Raw genomic sequence first — 19,606 nt, 5'->3', positions numbered from 1 at the left:
TGCATTAATATTTAAAAGATAAAGGAAAAGGGATAGTAGCCAACGGTTACTATCCCTTTTCCTTTATCTGCGATGAAAAACATCTTATAAAATAACTCTCAAAAGCGTTTGGCTTTTCATTTCCGTCTCATACCATTCTTTCACTGGGTTAGAATCTTCAGTAATACCACCACCTGCAAAAAGTGTAGCTTGGTTGCCTTGAATTTTCATCGTACGAAGGTTGACAAATAAATGGCTTTCGTCATGAATATTTACAGGTCCTAAAAAACCACTGTAATATTCTCTGGAATGCAATTCATTTTCGGCAATATAGCGCAAAGCTGGTTCTTTGGGCATACCACATACGGCTGAAGTTGGATGCAAAAGCTCTATCATGACTGTGCCCAATTGTGGAAAATTCACCTCATGGGTATTGACACTATAATCAGTGCGGAGGTGCATCAAATTTCCTGCCTGAACAGTTTTGGGACCTACTTCGTAGTATTCGCGAAGACGAATTTTCTTAAAGCATTCAATGATATATCTGCTAACAAAAGCTTGCTCTTCGATTTCTTTAGATGCCCAGCGAATTTCGGCAGGATGGTATTTTTCTCCATTTGGTCCAATAGCTGATTGCGTACCAGCCAAGGACATGGTTCTAAAAATACCCTCTTTGTCCATGCTAATAAGCGTTTCGGGGGTTGCACCAAGCCATAAAGCCTTTTCCTGTGGTAAATACACCAACGATACAAAAGCATTTGGATATGCCACACAAAGCTTATTGAATGCCTCAACGACCTCAAAGTTTTCTGGTAAAGTAATTTGCTTTGTTCTCGAAAGCACTACCTTTTGCATGTCACCTCGCTGAATAGCATCAATGGCATCAGATACCATTTCGGCATAAGTAATCTCGTTGTAAAGCGATGATTCGGTGGGCGACTCAAAGTTTTTGGTATAATTTACGGTAAAATTGGCTGATGAAATGGGAGTGTCCTCGTGTTGTTCGTCGTAGGTGAGCTGAACTTTTCTGAAAAACTCTTGGGCTTGTTCCGAACTAGGATGAATATTGTTTTCTACCAATTGATTGTCTTGATCAAAATGATAGTACAAATCTCCTTTTAGAAACAAGGATTCGCCAATAAAAGGACTCATCGCAAAGCCTGAAGGAAGCTCCTCTAAGTCGATTTTCGTTTGGCTAGTACGTCCAGATAAATCTATAAGTAATTGTTTTTCAGTGGATTTAGGTAATCTCCAGAGGGCAACAGGTAGCCCTTCTGAAATTGCAGTTTTCCAGAAAAATTCTAGTTGTGGCACTTGCGTCGAAATATGAGTTTCCGAAGTTGGAGTCATATTTTTGAAATGTTTATATACGTCTGAAAAATATGTTAACTATTTGTTTAATAGATAGTTGAGTAAAATTATCCCGTAAGCTATCTTTACATTTTCAAATATAACATAATTTAGAATTTACTTGTTTCAAAAAAACAGAAAATTCCACTAACCAATTGGCTATTACCTATTTTATATCAATCACCATGGTTGTTAATCGGCTTACACAGATCAAGTCGCCAGCTTCGTTGGTAATTTGGGTTTCCCATACCTGAATATTACGTCCAATTTTGATAGGAGTACATTTGCCATATACAAAACCCGATTTAGCAGATTTGAGGTGATTCGCATTAATTTCAACACCAACAGCGGTTTGTTTGGTAGGGTCGGGAAGGCTCAAAAAAGAAGCTACACTACCCAATGACTCAGCCAATACTACTGAGGCGCCGCCATGTAGAAGACCCATTGGTTGCTTAGTACGATGATCGACGGGCATTTTTGCAACGAGGTAGTCGGCAGTAAGTTCTACAAATTCGATGCCCAGATGATTGAGCATATTGTTTTGCCCCATGGCATTTAACTGCTCAAGGCTGTAAGAAGTATTAAACATAGTGAAGTGAATTAAATTTTTCTAAAGATAGAAAACCTTAGTTAGAGATTTGACCTATTTTTCATTTATTGGATTAAATCCAACTGTCAAAAATCCATTATTAACATAGCGAGCTATATTATCATTTTTTTAACAAAAACTTACTTTTCTGTCAAAAATCATCTCTTTTTTAGTCATGAGATAGCATAATCACCTAAAAAATGTATTTTTGTGACAATTTTTCATAGCTCTATATTACTCCATATCAACTAAATAGCATGTCTAATACCCAAAGCAATATTCCTACTAAAAAAACAATTTACCTGATACGTCACGGTGAAACAGAATTTAACCGCCAAGGTATCGTGCAGGGAAGTGGTGTAGATTCTGATTTGAATGAGCTTGGACGTGCACAGGCAGAGGCATTTTTCCAAAGCTATAAAAATATCAATTTTGACAAAGTCTATACATCTGCTCTTAAAAGAACTCATCAGTCTGTTCATAAGTTTATAGAATCAGGTATCCCTTGGGAACAACATTCAGGATTAAATGAGATAAGTTGGGGTATCAGAGAAGGACGTGTGCCAAATGATATAGATAACGAATATTATAAAGTTCTTATCGAAAGTTGGGTAACAGGAGGCGTTGATATGGCAGCAGAGGGAGGCGAAAGTCCTTTGCAAGTATTAGAAAGACAAAAGCCAGCTATTGAGACAATCTTGTCTCGTCCTCATGAAGAAACTGTTTTGGTTGCCATGCACGGTCGTGCCATGAGAATTATCCTGACGATGTTGCTCGATAAGCCTCTACATGAAATGGATACATTTGAGCACTCGAACTTATGTCTGTACAAGCTGATTTACGATTACGAAACACAATCATTCTTTGCCGAACTCGAATGCGATACTACGCACTTGTTTGGTCTTTAGTTTTGAGAAGTCTATAAGTTAAGAAGCCCATCCCCATGGGCTTCTTTTTTTATTAATAATCACACAAAGAACGATTTATTTTAATAGTGAAAAATCTGTAAATTGCTGTAAATTATATCTCAATAAGATGTCAAGATTTATTAATCCATATACCGACTTTGGTTTTAAAAAGCTTTTTGGCGAAGAAGCTAACAAAGAGTTGTTGATTGATTTTCTGAATCAATTGTTACCACCTCGACACCAGATTACGGAATTGAATTTTCGTAATGTAGAGAGCTTTGCAGAACTCTCGCATGAGCGAAAGGCAATTTTTGACATACATTGCCAAACTCAAAGTGGGGAGCGAATTATTGTGGAGATGCAAAAGGCAAAGGTTAATTACTTCAAAGACCGTTCTCTTTTCTATTCAACTTTTCCCATAAGAGAACAATCTAAACGTGGAGAATGGGATTTTAGATTAAATCCTATTTATATGATTGCTATTTTAGATTTTCAATATGATGAAAAAGAGGAGAAACAAAAGTTTTTAAGAAGTATAAAATTGAAAGACCCATACGGAGAAATTTTTTACGATAAGCTAAACTTTAAGTTTTTACAAATGCCTCTTTTTGATAAGCAAGAAAACGAATTAGAGAGTCATTTTGACAAGTGGATTTACTTCTTGAAAAAGTTAGAAAGCTTTGATGAAATACCATCTATATTGAAAGAACCTATTTTCGAAAAAGCCTTTGGTGTTGCCGAAATTGCCAATATGACATCAGAGCAGTACGCCGAATATCAAGAAAGTTTGCTTACCTACATTGAGGTCAAAGAGGTAGTCAAAACAGCTAAAGATGATGGAAAAAGAGAGGTGGCAAGTGAATTAAAAAAACTTGGAGTAGCCTTGGAAATTATAGCACAATCCACAGGATTGTCAATACAGGAAATTTTATCGCTTTAGGAACAAATAGAATGACTGAAGCCCATCGCCACGGGCTTCTTTTTTTATGCCTGATTATGGGAGGTAACTATTGAAAAATACATTTACTAATAGTTTTCTACCCTAAATCCAAACCTTTTATCATCTCCTGATGCCATTCAATGATTTTGTGGGATAAATGTGCTTATTTTAACTGTAATTTTAAAAGAATCCTCCTGAGCAAAGCAGACATGAGTTATTACTCTAAATAAAATTTTGAAGGTAATAGAAAATTGTCGATAACTCATTTTAGCATGATTCAAAAACGATTATTTGCTTGTTGATACGAGCATAAATTTTTATTAATACAGACGAATTAGATAAGAAATAATGCCAAGAATCAAATTATATTGGACTCTACAGATTGTTGGTTGGTTAGCTTGGCTAGCCAATGAAGCATTGATTTATGTAAACTCTTTTGGGTGGTCGATTGACTGGTTTATTTCGGCAGACTTGAATATTGCTTTTGCCATTTTCTTGACACATAATTTCAGAAAAGTTATCAAAAAATATGGCTGGGTCGAGATGCCCATTCGTCAGGTAGTACCTCGTATTTTGGGCTCAGTGGTGTTGATGTCGATGATGATGGCGAGTATCAATATTCCGCTAGATGGTTACATCTTGCGCGAGCGTGAGCATGCTGACTTTTGGTCGATATTTTTCTTCATACAGTTTAGTTTCAGCTTTATGAAGCCATTGATGATTTGGACTTTGTTCTATTATGCGTCTCATTATTTTGAAAGAAAATCAGAAATTGAGGTCGAAAAAGTTCGTTTAGAATCTTCTATTCGTGAAACTGAGTCAAAGGTGTTACGAGCACAAATGAACCCGCATTTTATGTTCAATGCTCTGAATAGTATTCGCGCCTTGATTTTGGAAGAACCCGAAAAAGCACAAAAAGCAGTGACACAGCTATCCAATATATTGAGAAGTTCGTTGCTGGCCGACCGCCGTAAGACGGTTTCTCTTTCTGAAGAATTGAGGACAGTTGAAGACTATTTGGCGCTCGAAAAAATCCGTTACGAAGACCGTTTGCAGATACGTAAGAATGTTTATCCCGAAACACTTACTTGTCAAATTCCACCTATGCTGTTACAAACTTTGGTCGAAAACGCTATCAAACATGGCGTTTCAAAGCCAGTGAAGGGAGGATTTGTGAGTATCGAAACCAAAATGGTTGATAGCAAAGTCGTAATCGAAATTAGTAATACTGGCGTTTTAGAGACCACAGAATCGGGAGGTTTTGGGCTCGAAAATACAGCACATCGTTTGGAGTTATTATTTGGTGCTGATGCCAAATTTAAAATTTACCAAGCGTCCAAAGATGTAGTGACGGCTGAAATTACCGTTCCTATACCGAGTCAGGTCGTAGAAAATAAAGATAATCCTTTTGCTAAAATCACGCATATCGTGCGAGGATAGGTAATAGGCATTAGTCTTCAGTAATATACTTTTTTAATATCCAACGCTATTACTCCAAAACCGAATGAAAGCAATTATAGTTGATGACGAAAGGTTAGCACGTAATGAATTGAAACGTTTGCTAGAAAATTTTCCTAAAATCAATATTGTAGGCGAGGCACCCAATGCCGACGAAGCGATTCAATTAATTGATGAACTTCACCCAGACCTTCTATTTTTGGATATTCAAATGCCTGGCAAAACAGGGTTCGACTTATTGGCTGAGTTGGACGGCAATGTTCCAGAAGTGATTTTTACGACAGCTTACGACGAATATGCCATTAAAGCATTCGAATTTAATGCGCTTGATTATCTTCTCAAACCAATAGAACTACATCGTTTAAGTGAGGCTATCCAAAAAGTAGAGGAGGAGTTTGAACGCCAAAAGCAAATTTCAGATACTGCCAAAGAAGGAGCATCAGTTTTGAGCGAAAACGATCAAGTTTTTGTCAAGGATGGCGAAAAGTGCTGGTTTGTTCGCCTAGGAAATGTTCGTTTGTTCGAATCAATGGGTAATTACGTTCGTTTGTATTTTGATGACCAAAAACCATTAGTTCTTAAGTCGTTGAATGCCCTTGAAGAACGTCTTGATCCTAAAGTGTTTTTCCGTGCCAATCGTAAACATATCATTAACTTAAAATATATTCAAAAAATCGAGCCTTGGTTTTCGGGAGGTTTGCAAGTAACTCTTCGTGAAAGTGGTGACAAAATCGAAATTTCTCGCCGTCAAGCTATTAGATTTAAAGAGTTGTTGAGTTTGTAATAAGGCATAAAGGCAACAGTAATAAAGGCACAAAGTGGTTTCTGTATTACTAGAACCACTTTGTGCCTTTGTCACTTTGCTGCTTTTTGCCTACTATCCCAATATCCTTCCCCCACCTTTATGATGAATTTCGGCTTCGCCTAGCAGGTAACCATAATGCTTTAGTGAGTCAATATTGTCAAATACTACCTTGAGTATTGCAATGAATGGCAAAGCCAATACCAAACCCGAAATCCCCCAAAGTTGACCTCCCAAAATCAGGGCAATCATAGCCGCTAGTGGATTGATACTTACTTTTGAGCCTACAATATGAGGTGTAATGAAGTTCCCTTCTAAAAATTGCACAAACAAAAATACGCCAGCCACTCCCACAGCATACATTGGCGAATCTTTGGTAATAAGCGCCATTAACATAGGTAAAATTGAGCCTATCATGATACCAATGTAGGGGATCAATAACAAGAATGCTGCAAGTGTACCAAAGAAAATAGCATATTCAATATCTAGCAACCACAAGCCCAATGTATTGAGTGCCGCCACAATCAAAATTACCGTAAATAATCCTAGCAAATAACTCTGTACTACAGTGTAAATTCTGGTACAAACGAGGTCTATCTTTTTACGATTTCCTCTACCAAAAGCTAGATAAAAGAAGCGACGGAAAAAGTCGCGATAGAGTAAAAAGAAAAACACAAAAATAGGAATCAACATTGCCGACGATAGCGAGTTGAGTGTTGTACCCAGAGCGTTAGTAATGATATTGCCACTATTTTTGAGCAAAGTCAACGACTGATTGCGAAGCTCTGTTACTTGTTTTTTACGACTAATATGTAAGTTGTGTGACGCCCAAGATTGCAATTCATTAATGAATGTTTCGCCTTTTTTCAGAAAAGTAGGAAAGGTATCTGAAAAATCGGCAATTTGCAGTGCTATTAGGCTAATGACCCCAGCCATGATGGCAAGCGTAACCAATAGACATACAAAGATGGCTAAGGTTCGTGGAAAATGCCATTTCTCAAGTCGATGACACAAAGGATAGAGCAACATCGAGAATAGCACCGAAAACGAGACTAAAATGAGAATTTCTTGTAATAGGTACATCCACCAAACGATAATCGATACCGTTAGAAGACCAATGAGTAATTTGATAGATGGAGGAAGCTTGATTTCTGATAACATAGCAATGGATTATAGTATTGTCGATGCCTGAGAATAAAAAGAGATAAACCTTATTTTCAAAAATACTTAAAAAACTGAAAATAGCTAGTTTTATTATCGAGAACCTACAAATTACCCCAAAACAGTTTATGCTCAAATACAAAATTCTATGGTTCTTATTTAACCTAAAGGCATCGTTGGCAAGTTACCGACATGAAGTTCATGAATTAGGTTTTCAGAAAGGAAAAAAACATTTAAAAGTTGAACGAATAGGATACCTGCCTCAGCAAGTCAATGAGAGCTCTGGATTGGTATATTTAGCTCAGGATTCAACCTTATTGACACATAATGATAGCGGTGGTGCCCCTTATATTTATCAAATAGATTTGTCTGGAAAGTTACTGAATACCTATCCTATTTCTCAGGCTAAAAATGTTGATTGGGAAGATATATCTGCCGATGAGCAAGGGAATCTTTATATAGGTGATATTGGTAATAATTCGCATCAGCGTCGGGATTTATGTATTTATCAAGTAAACAAAAAGATAGATGCTGTTTTACAAAAAATCCCTATTCATTATCCTGAAAAACAGACTGTTCCAGATGCAGAGGCTATGTTTGTTGCACAGGGTTCTATTTATGTTTTTACGAAGAATTTGGATAAATCAGGCACAGACTTATTTGTGAGAAAAATAGGAGATAATGCTGATACTTTACAATTCAAATCGCATATCAATCTGAGGACGCCAATAACAGGGGCAGCCATTAATCCACAGAAAAATAAATTTGTGTTAATAAGTTATGGAAAGATTTATTATTTTAGAATTATAGAACACCAAATAGACTTTTCGAACCCGCTCTATTGTTTAAATTTTCCCCATAAACAGACCGAATCTATAGCATTTTTAGATGAAAATGTAGTAATTATCACCAACGAACAGGGTGAAATATATAGGGTCTGTGAGAATTAACAATTCCTTAATATTGAGATAACTAATTTTGTATTGGCTTTTGAGTGCAAGTAGTTATTAGCCGCGTTACTTAATGACACTTAATGCTGGGGTAATATTGGATTAATTTTTAATTAATTGCATCCAGTGAGTTGATTTTGTTGAGTAATGATACTTTCGCTCAACGACTAATTATCAAATATATGAGCAATACGCTACCAACTCCCAAAATCCTTTTGGTCGACGACGACCCAGATATTATTGAGCTATTAGAGTACAACCTTACTAAAGAAGGATTTGATACAGCCTCGGCAACAGACGGGCTTCAAGCCTTGGAGGTGGCAAAAAAATTTAAACCAGATTTGATTTTGCTCGACGTGATGATGCCAAAAATGGATGGAATCGAAACGGCTCGTCAATTGAGATTGCTGTCAGAATTTAAGGATACCTACATTTTGTTTTTGACAGCTCGTGCAGAGGAATACACCGAAGTAGCAGCGTTTGATGTGGGTGCTGATGATTACGTTGTAAAACCTATCAAGCCTCGTGCATTGCTAAGTCGTTTGAAAGCACTTTTGAGAAGAGATTCGCAGCAGTCAGAGGCTGAAGATAAATTGGAGATAGGCTCACTTTTTATCAACCGAGTAAACTACACTGTACTCAACGATGGTAAATCTTTAGTAATGCCTAAAAAAGAATTTGAATTATTATCGTTTCTTGCCCATCATCCCAACAAAGTATTTAGTCGTGATGAATTGTTGGAAAAAGTTTGGGGTAGCGATGTTTACGTGGTAGAAAGAACTGTAGATGTTCACATTAGAAAACTACGTGAAAAAATCCCTGAATATTATATCAAAACGCTAAAAGGTGTTGGTTATATGTTTTCGGTAGATGCTTAGAATTAATGAGATAAGATATTGACGAAATATTTTCTATTAAAAATATAAAAAAGTCCTCTCGTAACGGGAGGGCTTTTTTTGTTGCCATTTACTCATTTTAATCCTACAACATAGGATAAATTTAGCCATTGAATCAAGAAAGGATAAGATTCTGACATTTTATGAATAACTTGCAAAATAATGCTGTTGAGGATTTTTTTCTAACTAAGCCACCAACTCCCAGCAAGCATTCCTGCCACAATTCTTTATCTGAAATAGAACTGTATATCCTTATTTTGATTTAAAATCCTAAAAAAAGAGTTGCTTACGTGGCATCGAGTAAGTGTTTTGGAATGTGTATGTATAAGATTATTTTCCATGTATGTCTGTTTTGTGTTTTAGTATGTTCTAGTTGTCATTCTCAACAAAACAGAACGGCTGAGCTAACTTCTAAATATGAATTTAGAGCCGTTTGGATAGCTACTGTCGACAATATAGACTGGCCCAGAAAAGGGCAATATAATTCAGAGGAACAAAAAAGAGATTTCATCAGAATTCTGGATGAGCATAAGCGTTCAAATATGAATGCTGTAATGGTTCAGGTTCGTGATGCTTGCGATGCCTATTATGCCAAAGGACTAGAGCCTTGGTCTGAGTTTTTGACAGGTACTCAAGGCAAATTTCCTTCCCCATTTTACGATCCCCTAGATTTTATGATTCAAGAGGCACATGCTCGAAACATGGAGTTTCATGCATGGCTAAACCTCAATCGTGCGACCTTCAAAAGGGCTGGCTCTATTATGCCTGAGCATATTAGTATGACCAAACCCGAATGGATGATTCAGTATGATGGACAAAAAGTGTTGAATTTTGGCATCCCCGAAGTACGAGATTATATTGTGCAAGTAGTGGTTGAGATTGTAAAAAACTACGATGTTGATGGCATTCATTTTGATGACTATTTTTACCCATATCCTGTGCAAGGGCAACAATTAAATGACGTTGAAACTTTTCGAAAATATGGCACAGGCTATAGAAATATCGAGGACTGGAGAAGAAGTAATACCGATATTTTGATTCAACAAATAGGTGAGGCAATCAAACGCATAAAGCCTTATGTAAAATATGGTATTAGCCCATTTGGAGTTTGGCAAAACTATAGCCCTATTGTTAAAGTAGGCTCAAAAACACAGGCGGGCACCACCTCGTATCAAACACTCTATGCTGATACGCGTAAATGGATAGAGAAAGGTTGGGTAGACTATATAGTACCACAGGTGTATTTTGAACGTAGTCACCCTAAAGTGCCTTACAAAGTCCTGACCGACTGGTGGAGTCAACATACTTATGGACGTCATTTATATATCGGTCACGGTATTTATAAAATCAAGTCAGGCTGGAATAATGTGGAGGCTACAAGTCAAATTCGCTTAGACAGAAGTAATGCCAATATTCAAGGAGGTATGTTTTTTAGTTCAAAGTGCCTAACCGAGAATTATGGAGGTGTTCAAGATTCTCTAAGAGCATCGTTATATCATTATCCTGCTATCATTCCTCCTATGAAATGGAAAGATAGTATTGCCCCAAAACCACCTCAAAGGGTTATTGCGTTGAAAGATAATGGACTGAATAAGTTAGTTTGGCAACCAGGAGAGAAAGCTTCAGATGGTAACGAAAATGTATATTTTGCCGTTTATCGATTTGAAAAAGCAGAAAAGATTAACCTTTACAGAGTTGATAAAATTCTTTACGTTGGTAGAGATATTACTTTTTTAGATTATACTTCCGAAAGAGCCAGAGGCTATGTATATGCCGTCACTTCTTTTGACCGTCTTCATAATGAGTCAACACCCACAATGGTTGTTGTCAATTATGGGGATACGCGATAATTTAACGATTGGCTTGTTACCTTGAGCAAAATGTAGGTCATTTAATTTCAAATCCCCTATAGCACCGTGCCTAAAAAAGAGGATTACTAAAATAGCAATGACCTGTCAAGTGTCAATTTATCATATTTGATAACTACACAGTGTTGAGTACTGTACGGAGGATTCCCAACTATTGCAGATTTGGGATTTCTGATTTCGGAAACATAAACAAACACCTTCTTTTTTTATAAAATATAGTAGATTACACTTCCGCAATCCGATATCAGAAATAGATGATTTGCAAAACCCTTCGTACACTACTAATTCAAAATTCACTATTATTACCTAATAATACTGTCCTCTATCGGCAGTATTCCAACGAAGACCGATTGAAAGAAGATTAGTGACATTATTAAGATTACTTTGCTGACTTTTAAAATCCCTACGTAAATAGTGTAAATCTACAAAGAAGTTGTGTTTGAACTGATATGAAGCTCTTATATCAAAAGTCAAATGTTGTGAAGCTACGCCCTGTCCCAAAGTATTGCCATTATTATCGTTATAATATGCTAAACGACTACGAGTATTATAATCGAGAAGTATATTTTTTCCCCAGTTTGATCCATTACTGTCCTCCCCATAATTAGCAAAAATAGCTCTACTAACCAGTTGTAGTTTTGAAAATGGTTGAGCACGCAATGTACTAGTCAATTCTGAAAAATTTGCGCCTAAAGGATGGGCTAATGCTTGATTATAGTGAGAGTAGCTGAGACCAGTTTTACTATGACTATAAGTGTAAGGGCGAGCCATATTATATTCTCCTTGAAAATCTAAATGTTTTATCCCCAGTATATCAATATATTTAACCCCAACCTGAGCGCCATATTTATTAGTCCAAGAGCCTGAATTGGAAAAAATCTCTTTTATAATAAATTCATCTAACATGAATTGACCATATAAAGAAAACTTTTTGGCAAAATTGTATTTAAAATCAAGTCCGACTAAGGCGTTATCACCACTTCCTTGAAAACTTTCTACAAATCGATAAAAGATTACAGGATTGAGATAGTTTAACTCAAACCCCCCTACGCCATTTGTGCTATCTCTTTTAAAAATCACACTTTCTGTAAATCCGATATTTAATTTTGAAGAGAGGTTCACACTGAGGTGATGCATTGCCATATATTTTTTGGGGAATATTTGATCAGGAGGAATACGACCTGGATTAATAAGTTCTGTAAAGAGATTTTGATATTGAAATGCGCCAATTTGAGTGGTTAATTTTAAAAATAAATATGGAGCTGAATTATCAGAAAGAATCATAGATCTAAAACCATTACCAATAATATTTTTATCGTGTCCAAATTGGATACTTATATTTTTACTAGCTTGGAAAGTTAGATAGGCACGTGCCGAGAAGAAGTCTGTTGTCAATAAATCTTGTTTAAAATATTTAGTTAACCCTTCTCCTGGCATTCCTGCTATAGGTATAGGAGATGTTGGTATATTTTGATTGAATGAATCAGCGTAGTCTTTGATATAATCTGGTACTCTAGAAATGTTATCTGTCATATAGGTATAGAAACCAATTCGATTGTTGATTATTCCTCTAATCTCAATACCACGTGTATTTAAGGAATAGTAGGATTGATTGCCTCCAGCTATCGAACCAATTTGGACATTCATTACAGGGTTAATGTGTACGTCGATATCCTCATTATGAAAGGAGTATGCATCTGCCTGTTTTTTATAAAAGTATTTGCCTATTCCTTTATGGCTGTCGCCAAAGTCTTCGGAAACCCATTCCCAGTTATCGTTTTTGAAATAATTGAAGTTAAATTGGTCAATCATATCAGCATGAAGGCTAGTGTCTTGGTCGATAGCTTCGATAAACTGGGCAACATCCTTACGGGTGTATGGTTTTATACCTGTGTGAAAAGTTTTTGAGAAACGCCCATATTTGATCTCATAGCGATCAAGTAGGTCATAATAGTCAGCATTGAGAGGCACAAAGACACTTTGAGCTTGGAGGCTAGTAATGACAGTAAAAATAAGAAATATGATACCAAGAAGGCGTTTAGAGAACATAAGTAAGGCTTGCATGAAACAAGATTAAGGTTTATATATAACAAATGACGATAGAGTTGTAACTTTGTCACGAATCAAAATTGCTACTTTGCTATGGCCATAGGGAAATATTTTACGGTAATGGTGGCTACTGCAATCAAATTTTTTAACGGTCCTATTGCTGGACTATTATTGGAATTGACATGGTGGGAGACCGCTGTTTGTACCATTTTGGGAATGATGCTTACCGTAATCAGTGTCTTGGTAATAGGGACAAGTGTTCGTAGCTTGATACAAAAATATAGAAAAACTCCTGCAAAGCTATTTTCTCGCCGTACAAGATTTGCGGTAAAATTGTGGAAGAGAGTTGGTATTTGGGGAATATCATGCTTTACGCCCTTGTTTTTCACACCAATAGGTGGCACATTATTGGCACTATCTTTTCGGGTGCCTGTGCTCAGAATTCTGGTTACAATGACCATTTTTGCTGTATTTTGGGGCATTACACTTACTTATGCACTTTTTCAGCTTAGTACTTTACAAATGCTACTTTTGCACAAATAAAAAGGATGAGGCAATAAGCCTCATCCTTTTTATTTGTATTATTTTTTCTTCATATAATCACCTCTAGAGAAAAACTTCTCAATCATACAGTAAAGTAAAATAAAGAAATAACGGCTACCCATTTCTTTGATTTTAAGCTTTGATTCACCGTACTTACGGTTAGTCCAGCTGTTTGGTACTACCGCATAGGAATAACCTCGTACGTATGCCTTCAGAGGTAGTTCAACCGTTAGATTGAAGTGTGGAGACATGAAGGGTTTAATCCCCTCGATAGTTTCACGCTTGTACAATTTAAAGGCATTGGTAGTATCGTTGGTTTTGATACCTGTGGCAAGTTTAACGATGAAGTTAGCGATGCGGTTGATGAATAATTTCAAACGAGGATAATCATATACTTTTCCACCTTTGATAAAACGACTTCCAAAAACAGCATCTACATTTTGTTCAACCATGGTGTTGTAATACTTCACCAAGTCTTCTGGGTCGTCAGACATATCAGCCATCATAACTGCTACACAATCGCCCGAAAAACGTTCTAAGCCATAGCGTACAGCGTACCCAAAACCATTGGGACCTTTGTTGGTAAAATATACCAAGGTTGGAATTTCAGACTGTAACGACTTCAACACCTCTTCAGTACGATCTTTTGAGTTATCGTTGGTTACACAAATTTCGTGGTCAATATTGTATTTTTTTAGTGTTGCATACAGGGTTCGTAGTGTTTCAGGAATAGATTCCTCTTCGTTGTATGCAGGGATAACTACACTTAATTTCATTTTATGATGTTGATTTATTTGGCAAATGATCTATAATATTAGTTAATCTTACAGAGCTCTGTCGAGTCTACTTGTTGTATTAATTCATGATATTCGAGTGCTGGAATAAAATGCTTTTGAGTTCGATAGTTCAATACAGTAAAAACTAAGAAAAGGGAACTCAAAAAGGCTTGTAGTATCACAATTACTGCTGTAGAAACAAGTGTTGTTGCCCAGCCTGGTGAAGCATAAGGCGTGGTAAGTCGAATAATGGATACCACCAATGCCACTAAAATAGACAAAACAACCAGTACCAGAGAACTTATGACGATTCGAACAGCAACGGTGTCAAGATACACTGAAATAGCACTCAACCCGTGAAGAATCAAGGATACAAAGTTCATTTTAGATTTGCCCGCCAGACGAGTACCTCTAATAATAGGAACAGAGTTGTATGACAGTTTGGAACGAATTACTCCGCCAGGAAAATGATTCCAGATTTCTGAAACGTAAGCTAATTTCTTGGCTTGCTCAAAGGGAAGTATACTGAAATTTCCAAATTCAATAACTTTTCCTGTTAATAATCCGAAGAGTGCTTTATAGATCAAATACCCTACTCGAAAGATAGGTCCTTCACTACGCTTGGCACGTTTTGCAAAAACAATTTGCTTCGTTTTTACACAAGCATCATATAAGCGCTCCATGTCTTCAGGGCGGTCTTCTCCGTCAGAATCCATTACTAAAAGATAATCAAAAGTGCGTTCCTTTGTCAAATAAGAAAGACCTAGTGCAATAGCTTTTTGATGACTTACATTACGCCAAAGCCTGATAATTTCAAGTTTATATGCCGCAAAACGATTTACATCACAAGGAATAGAAGAGCAATCATCCACAATTACAAAAGAAAGTTGCTCAAAAAAGCTAGCCTCAACGGTATGTTTAATACGTTCAAGTAGAAGTTCTAAAGCATCCCAATCGTTGTAAAGAGGAATGAGGATTTTTATGGAATTGGGCATAATATTTTAATTGTAATACCAATAAGTTGTTTGTATCAAACAAAATTAATGCAAATTTACCCCAAACCTATGTATTTCTCCCACTTAAATACCCTGAAAATACATCAATTAGTCCGAGTACTAGCTATGTCGTTCGTAAATCTTTTGATTTAGGGAGTAGTCGGGGTAGTAGAAATAAATAAGATGTAGCTTTTTGAAATGTAAATACTATCTATAGAAAGAATAAAAAAGGACTTAAGAGTTTGTCCTAAGTCCTTTAAAAATATTACAATCGGCTAGTGATACCGTCGTGAATCTGTTGGAGAGTTTCGTTCAAACCATATTTCCAGTTCCAAGTTGGATAATGCTCTTTAAACTTCGAAAGGTCTGAAATATACCAAATATGGTCGCCAATACGGTTTGTTTCTGAGTAGCTATAACTCATTTTCTTGCCAGTAATTTCTTCACAAATTGTGATACCTTCTAGCATTGAACAGTTAGCAAAACGACCACCACCAGCGTTATATACTTCACCTACACGTGGGTTTTGGTAGAAATGCCAGAACATATTTACCAAGTCATAAGAGTGAATATTGTCACGAACCTGCTTTCCTTTATAACCAAAAATAGTATAGTGATTACCCGTAATAGCACATTTCATCAAGTATGCCAAGAAGCCGTGCAATTGCGTACCAGAGTGATTTGGACCAGTCAAACATCCGCCACGGAAGATACCTGTTTTCATACCGAAATAACGACCGTATTCTTGTACCAAAATATCTGCTGCTACTTTTGAGGCACCAAACAATGAGTGTTTAGTATGGTCAATACTTAAGTTTTCATCGATACCATTTTCGAAATACTGGTGGTTGGTATCAATTTCCCAACGAGTTTCAGTTTCGATTAATGGTAAGAAGTTTGGATTGTCTCCGTAAACTTTGTTTGTAGATGTAAAAATAAATACAGCTTCAGGACAGTGCAAACGAGTCATTTCAAGCATGTTGAGTGTACCATTTGCATTCACTGAAAAGTCTGTAAATGGTTCTCTTGCTGCCCAGTCGTGAGAAGGTTGTGCTGCAGTATGTAAAATTAATTTGATGTCTGCACCAAATTCTTTGAAAATCACTTCTAATTGAGAAACTTCTCTAATATCAGCTTGATAGTGTTTATAATTAGCAAATTGTTCTTCTAGGCGATTACGATTCCAAGCAGTTGAAGCTTCTTGACCGAAGAAGTATTGGCGCATATTATTATCAATACCAATTACAAGGTCGAATTTTTCAGAAAAGAATGATACTGCTTCACTACCAATAAGGCCAGCTGAGCCTGTAACTAATGCAATGTTCATAATTATAAAAAAGAGGGGGTTAAATAGAAAAGGATAGGTTGAAGCCCTAGTACCCTTCTAACTAAAAAGCGTTACAAACAGAGTCGCAACGCTTTTTATCATCTATAAAAAAAGATTAAAATCTTAGAGTATTAATTTCCTTGAGTAATTTCAGCAGCAGGACCGTACAATTTCTCACGGATTTTTGCAGCTCTTACTTCGTTTTCTGGCTTAGCTGTGTACTTATTTTTTGTTTGACGTGCAGCACTGTCTGGGTGAACGCCGTACACATACTCATCTCCTGCGCGTAGGTCTTTTTGCTTGATAGTATTGTTTTTTTGGTAGTCACAAGCTACTGCTAACATGGCTACTGCTGCGATGGCTAAGATATTTTTGCGATTCATTGCTATGTATTTATTTGACTCGTTATCAGAAACTAGGTTACAAAAATAGCCCCAGTTTTTTAATTAAAAAAGTTTCTTGCAAAGTTAAACTACCTTTTTTCGCAAATATGATATATCAGTTCTTCTACAAGCATTTAGAATTACCCAAACTTGTACTATTCTTAGAATGGCAAACCTATCGCAATGTTTAGAATTAGGTTTTCTTTGCGCCAATCAGAGCTTGAAAAGTCGATGTCTTTAATAACCCATCTCTCTGCCTCTGGTAAGTATGGCTTACGAAGGGGCGTTGCTAAATCAAAGCGAAGTAAGAGATAAGTAAAGTCGAAACGTAAACCAACACCAGCTCCAACGGCAAGCTGCTTATAAAAATCCTTCCCAAATACACCATCTGCACCATATAAAACCTCATCTTTATACATCCAAACGTTACCTGCATCTACAAATAATGCTCCTTGTATAAAGTCGTTAACTTTGGCTCTAAGCTCGGTATTCATTTCTAATTTCATATCACCAGCTTGTGCTCCTAAGAACGTTGTGGCGTTATCACCAGAGGCATAATAAGCTCCAGGACCAATGCCACGTGCCACAAATGCCCTGATACTATTGCTACCTCCCACAATATATTGTTTTGGAAATGGAAGGGAATTGGAGTTGCCATAAGGTAAACCAAAGCCAAGCATGACACGATTCGCCCATTTGATTTTACTATTGATAGTTTTGCTATATCGCATATCCAAATCACTTCGGATATAGCGAGCATAGCCTACACCAAATAAAGTTTGGGCTTCATTCGTTGAATTGGCTGATTTAGCAAGCACACTTGCTAAATTTCCCGCAATTTCAAAACTTCCCGACAGGGCAAAGCTTGAGCTTTTGGTAGGTCTTGGATTATAAAAAAACTGATAAATAGAACTTGGTATAATCGTGTTTTGGTCTAAAATAGTACCTAATTGTTGTGGCGCGAACATAATCATGTAATTGATATAATCAAATGAAAAATCAAATGTTCGTACATAACTGATTGAGAGTGGTGTAAACGTATGTCTTAGTGTTGAGTTCTGACTCCAGTCATAGGCCAAAGAACCACTCAAAGAGGTAGTTCTATACATATTACCTCGATTGATATATTCGTAATTGACGTTGAATGTCGTAGAAGGCAAGGACTGATTACGCGTTGGATTGAACTTGATAAATGGTACTGCAAAACGTGGAAGTGTAAGGGAGGTTGCCACTTTGTAAGTCGAGTTATTGATGGCATTGGCTCCACCACCCACTTGAAACTGGAGACCTGTTGAGGCTGAAATGGTAAAAATTTCAGCACCTCTAAACAAGTTTAAATTACGCCAATTTACCGCAATATCTGTACCATTGAAGTTGTTTGATTTCGATGAACCACTCAATTCGGCCTGTAAGGATTTGTGTTTTTGTGGGGTCAAATAATAGTACACATCCAACAATGCCGAGTCTGAACGAGAAACTAATTCAAACTTATTTTTGACAAATTTGAAATTTTTGAGATTAATCAAACGAGATAAAGAAACGTCCTGAAAACGGCTAGAATAATTACGACCATGACGGAAGCCAATCGCATCTGCAAACACTTTTGGACGGTATCTGTTGAGGGGATCTTGAATATCAATTCCTTGATAGTTCGTTTGTTTAATATTGGTCGTATCTACTCTTAAATCTCCGTAATCAGCAATCACATGAATGTCGTTGATATAGTAAATCTTTTTGGCTACCTGAGCAACATTGGGTTTTATCTCGACCGAAATATCCACTTTTGTTTTTTTACTCATCGAATCTGCTTTGAAGATTACATAATCGGGACGGAAGTAATAAAATCCACGCTGTTTTAGCTCGCGTTCAATACGATTGCGCTCTGCCACTAAGGTTTCATAATTATACGGGTTACCCTTTACCAAAAGCGTTCTTTTCTGAGTATTGAGTAGCGCTTTTCCAAATACACTAGTATCTCCATCTGTTTCAAAATGTATCGAATCGAGCAGATATTGCGGTTTTAGATTGATGGTATAAACGGCTTTGGCTAGACGTTTTTGGTCAACAAGGTCACCTGTAGTGGTGGTTCTAAAAAAACCTTGGTTGTTCAATAAGACATTAATTTGTTTGGTATTGGCATTAATGACGCCACGACTTGCTAGCACAGGAGGCTCACCAAATTTGCGGCGAAACCATGATCTAAATCCTTTGGGTTTGCGTGGCTCGCCCATGACATAATATAGCCACACTCGATACGGAAAACCCATAATAGCTGTATTGGGTTTGGGTCTTACAAACTCGGCCAGTTCAGCATTTACACGTTCTATCTCTGATTTTTTGATGCTCGAATCGGCTTTGACTTTAATTTCGGCACCCGTGTATAGGCTTTCGCCAGCAGGGAGCTTTTTTGTCACTGAGCAGCTGGCTAGTAGAAGTATAAGGCCGATATATAGTGCACTCTTTTGAATCATGTTTGTAATGGCTATTTTAGGCTTTGAGCATTATGCTACAAGCTATCATATATAAGTTTAAATTATAGTTTTTGCTACAAGATGAGCTTTATTTCATCTGATAGCTATGACTTTTACATTATAAATTGCTGCTTTAAGCTCTAGGTTAAAAGCAACAATAA

The 19,606-nt window shown here is 36.8% G+C and carries 17 protein-coding genes; 8 read left to right on the top strand and 9 right to left on the bottom strand.

The window, feature by feature from the left end:
- Positions 1 to 84: 84 nt before the first annotated feature.
- Positions 85 to 1,329, bottom strand: a complete 1,245-nt coding sequence (locus QM481_RS11745; RefSeq protein WP_283381930.1) for a chorismate-binding protein — start codon at positions 1,327 to 1,329, stop codon at positions 85 to 87.
- Positions 1,330 to 1,495: 166 nt separating this feature from the next.
- On the bottom strand, positions 1,496 to 1,918 hold the full coding sequence (locus tag QM481_RS11740) for a hotdog fold thioesterase (protein ID WP_166549772.1): 423 nt from the start codon (positions 1,916 to 1,918) through the stop codon (positions 1,496 to 1,498).
- A 257-nt stretch (positions 1,919 to 2,175) separates the two neighbouring features.
- Here QM481_RS11740 and QM481_RS11735 point away from each other — a divergent pair, with 257 nt between their 5' ends.
- The 4 genes from QM481_RS11735 to QM481_RS11720 all read left to right on the top strand — a co-directional run bounded on the left by QM481_RS11735 (position 2,176) and on the right by QM481_RS11720 (position 6,008).
- Positions 2,176 to 2,826: a histidine phosphatase family protein gene (locus QM481_RS11735; protein ID WP_283381929.1), complete on the top strand. Its 651-nt coding sequence runs from the start codon at positions 2,176 to 2,178 to the stop codon at positions 2,824 to 2,826.
- A 127-nt stretch (positions 2,827 to 2,953) separates the two neighbouring features.
- A complete protein-coding gene (locus QM481_RS11730; RefSeq protein ID WP_283381928.1) occupies positions 2,954 to 3,766 on the top strand; it encodes an Rpn family recombination-promoting nuclease/putative transposase in 813 nt (270 codons plus the stop codon).
- 348 nt (positions 3,767 to 4,114) lie between these two features.
- Positions 4,115 to 5,206: a sensor histidine kinase gene (locus tag QM481_RS11725; RefSeq protein WP_166549774.1), complete on the top strand. Its 1,092-nt coding sequence runs from the start codon at positions 4,115 to 4,117 to the stop codon at positions 5,204 to 5,206.
- 64 nt (positions 5,207 to 5,270) lie between these two features.
- A complete protein-coding gene (locus QM481_RS11720) occupies positions 5,271 to 6,008 on the top strand; it encodes a LytR/AlgR family response regulator transcription factor (protein ID WP_095160675.1) in 738 nt (245 codons plus the stop codon).
- Positions 6,009 to 6,101: 93 nt separating this feature from the next.
- Here the strand turns inward: QM481_RS11720 and QM481_RS11715 are convergent, their stop codons facing one another.
- Positions 6,102 to 7,187, bottom strand: a complete 1,086-nt coding sequence (locus QM481_RS11715; protein ID WP_283381927.1) for an AI-2E family transporter — start codon at positions 7,185 to 7,187, stop codon at positions 6,102 to 6,104.
- 128 nt (positions 7,188 to 7,315) lie between these two features.
- Here QM481_RS11715 and QM481_RS11710 point away from each other — a divergent pair, with 128 nt between their 5' ends.
- From QM481_RS11710 to QM481_RS11700, 3 genes are all read left to right on the top strand, one after another.
- Positions 7,316 to 8,137: a YjiK family protein gene (locus QM481_RS11710; protein WP_283381926.1), complete on the top strand. Its 822-nt coding sequence runs from the start codon at positions 7,316 to 7,318 to the stop codon at positions 8,135 to 8,137.
- Between the two features lie 182 nt (positions 8,138 to 8,319).
- The gene (locus QM481_RS11705; RefSeq protein WP_283328863.1) at positions 8,320 to 9,015 is read left to right on the top strand and encodes a response regulator transcription factor; all 696 of its coding nucleotides are present in this window, start codon (positions 8,320 to 8,322) and stop codon (positions 9,013 to 9,015) included.
- Between the two features lie 338 nt (positions 9,016 to 9,353).
- Entirely contained in the window at positions 9,354 to 10,883 is a 1,530-nt protein-coding gene (locus QM481_RS11700) for a glycoside hydrolase family 10-like protein (protein ID WP_283381925.1), read from the top strand.
- A 324-nt stretch (positions 10,884 to 11,207) separates the two neighbouring features.
- Here QM481_RS11700 and QM481_RS11695 read toward each other — a convergent pair whose 3' ends face one another.
- Positions 11,208 to 12,965: a hypothetical protein gene (locus tag QM481_RS11695; RefSeq protein ID WP_283381924.1), complete on the bottom strand. Its 1,758-nt coding sequence runs from the start codon at positions 12,963 to 12,965 to the stop codon at positions 11,208 to 11,210.
- Between the two features lie 78 nt (positions 12,966 to 13,043).
- On the opposite strand from QM481_RS11695, the gene QM481_RS11690 reads away from it, so the two are divergent.
- Positions 13,044 to 13,493, top strand: a complete 450-nt coding sequence (locus QM481_RS11690; protein ID WP_283381923.1) for a hypothetical protein — start codon at positions 13,044 to 13,046, stop codon at positions 13,491 to 13,493.
- 38 nt (positions 13,494 to 13,531) lie between these two features.
- Here the strand turns inward: QM481_RS11690 and QM481_RS11685 are convergent, their stop codons facing one another.
- From QM481_RS11685 to tamL, 5 genes are all read right to left on the bottom strand, one after another.
- Positions 13,532 to 14,269 carry a glycosyltransferase family 2 protein gene (locus QM481_RS11685; protein WP_166549781.1) on the bottom strand — a complete coding sequence of 246 codons (738 nt, stop codon included), beginning with the start codon at positions 14,267 to 14,269 and terminating at the stop codon, positions 13,532 to 13,534.
- Between the two features lie 38 nt (positions 14,270 to 14,307).
- Positions 14,308 to 15,264, bottom strand: a complete 957-nt coding sequence (locus QM481_RS11680) for a glycosyltransferase (RefSeq protein WP_283381922.1) — start codon at positions 15,262 to 15,264, stop codon at positions 14,308 to 14,310.
- Positions 15,265 to 15,529: 265 nt separating this feature from the next.
- Entirely contained in the window at positions 15,530 to 16,591 is a 1,062-nt protein-coding gene (locus QM481_RS11675; protein WP_095160666.1) for an NAD-dependent epimerase/dehydratase family protein, read from the bottom strand.
- A 131-nt stretch (positions 16,592 to 16,722) separates the two neighbouring features.
- The gene (locus QM481_RS11670) at positions 16,723 to 16,974 is read right to left on the bottom strand and encodes a hypothetical protein (protein WP_095160665.1); all 252 of its coding nucleotides are present in this window, start codon (positions 16,972 to 16,974) and stop codon (positions 16,723 to 16,725) included.
- Between the two features lie 161 nt (positions 16,975 to 17,135).
- On the bottom strand, positions 17,136 to 19,445 hold the full coding sequence (gene tamL, locus QM481_RS11665; RefSeq protein WP_445451973.1) for a translocation and assembly module lipoprotein TamL: 2,310 nt from the start codon (positions 19,443 to 19,445) through the stop codon (positions 17,136 to 17,138).
- Between the last annotated feature and the right edge of the window lie 161 nt (positions 19,446 to 19,606).

This window comes from Flectobacillus rivi (genome assembly GCF_030056655.1).
GTDB classification, from domain to species: Bacteria; Bacteroidota; Bacteroidia; order Cytophagales; family Spirosomataceae; genus Flectobacillus; species Flectobacillus rivi.
This window is presented reverse-complemented; position numbering and strand designations above follow the sequence as displayed.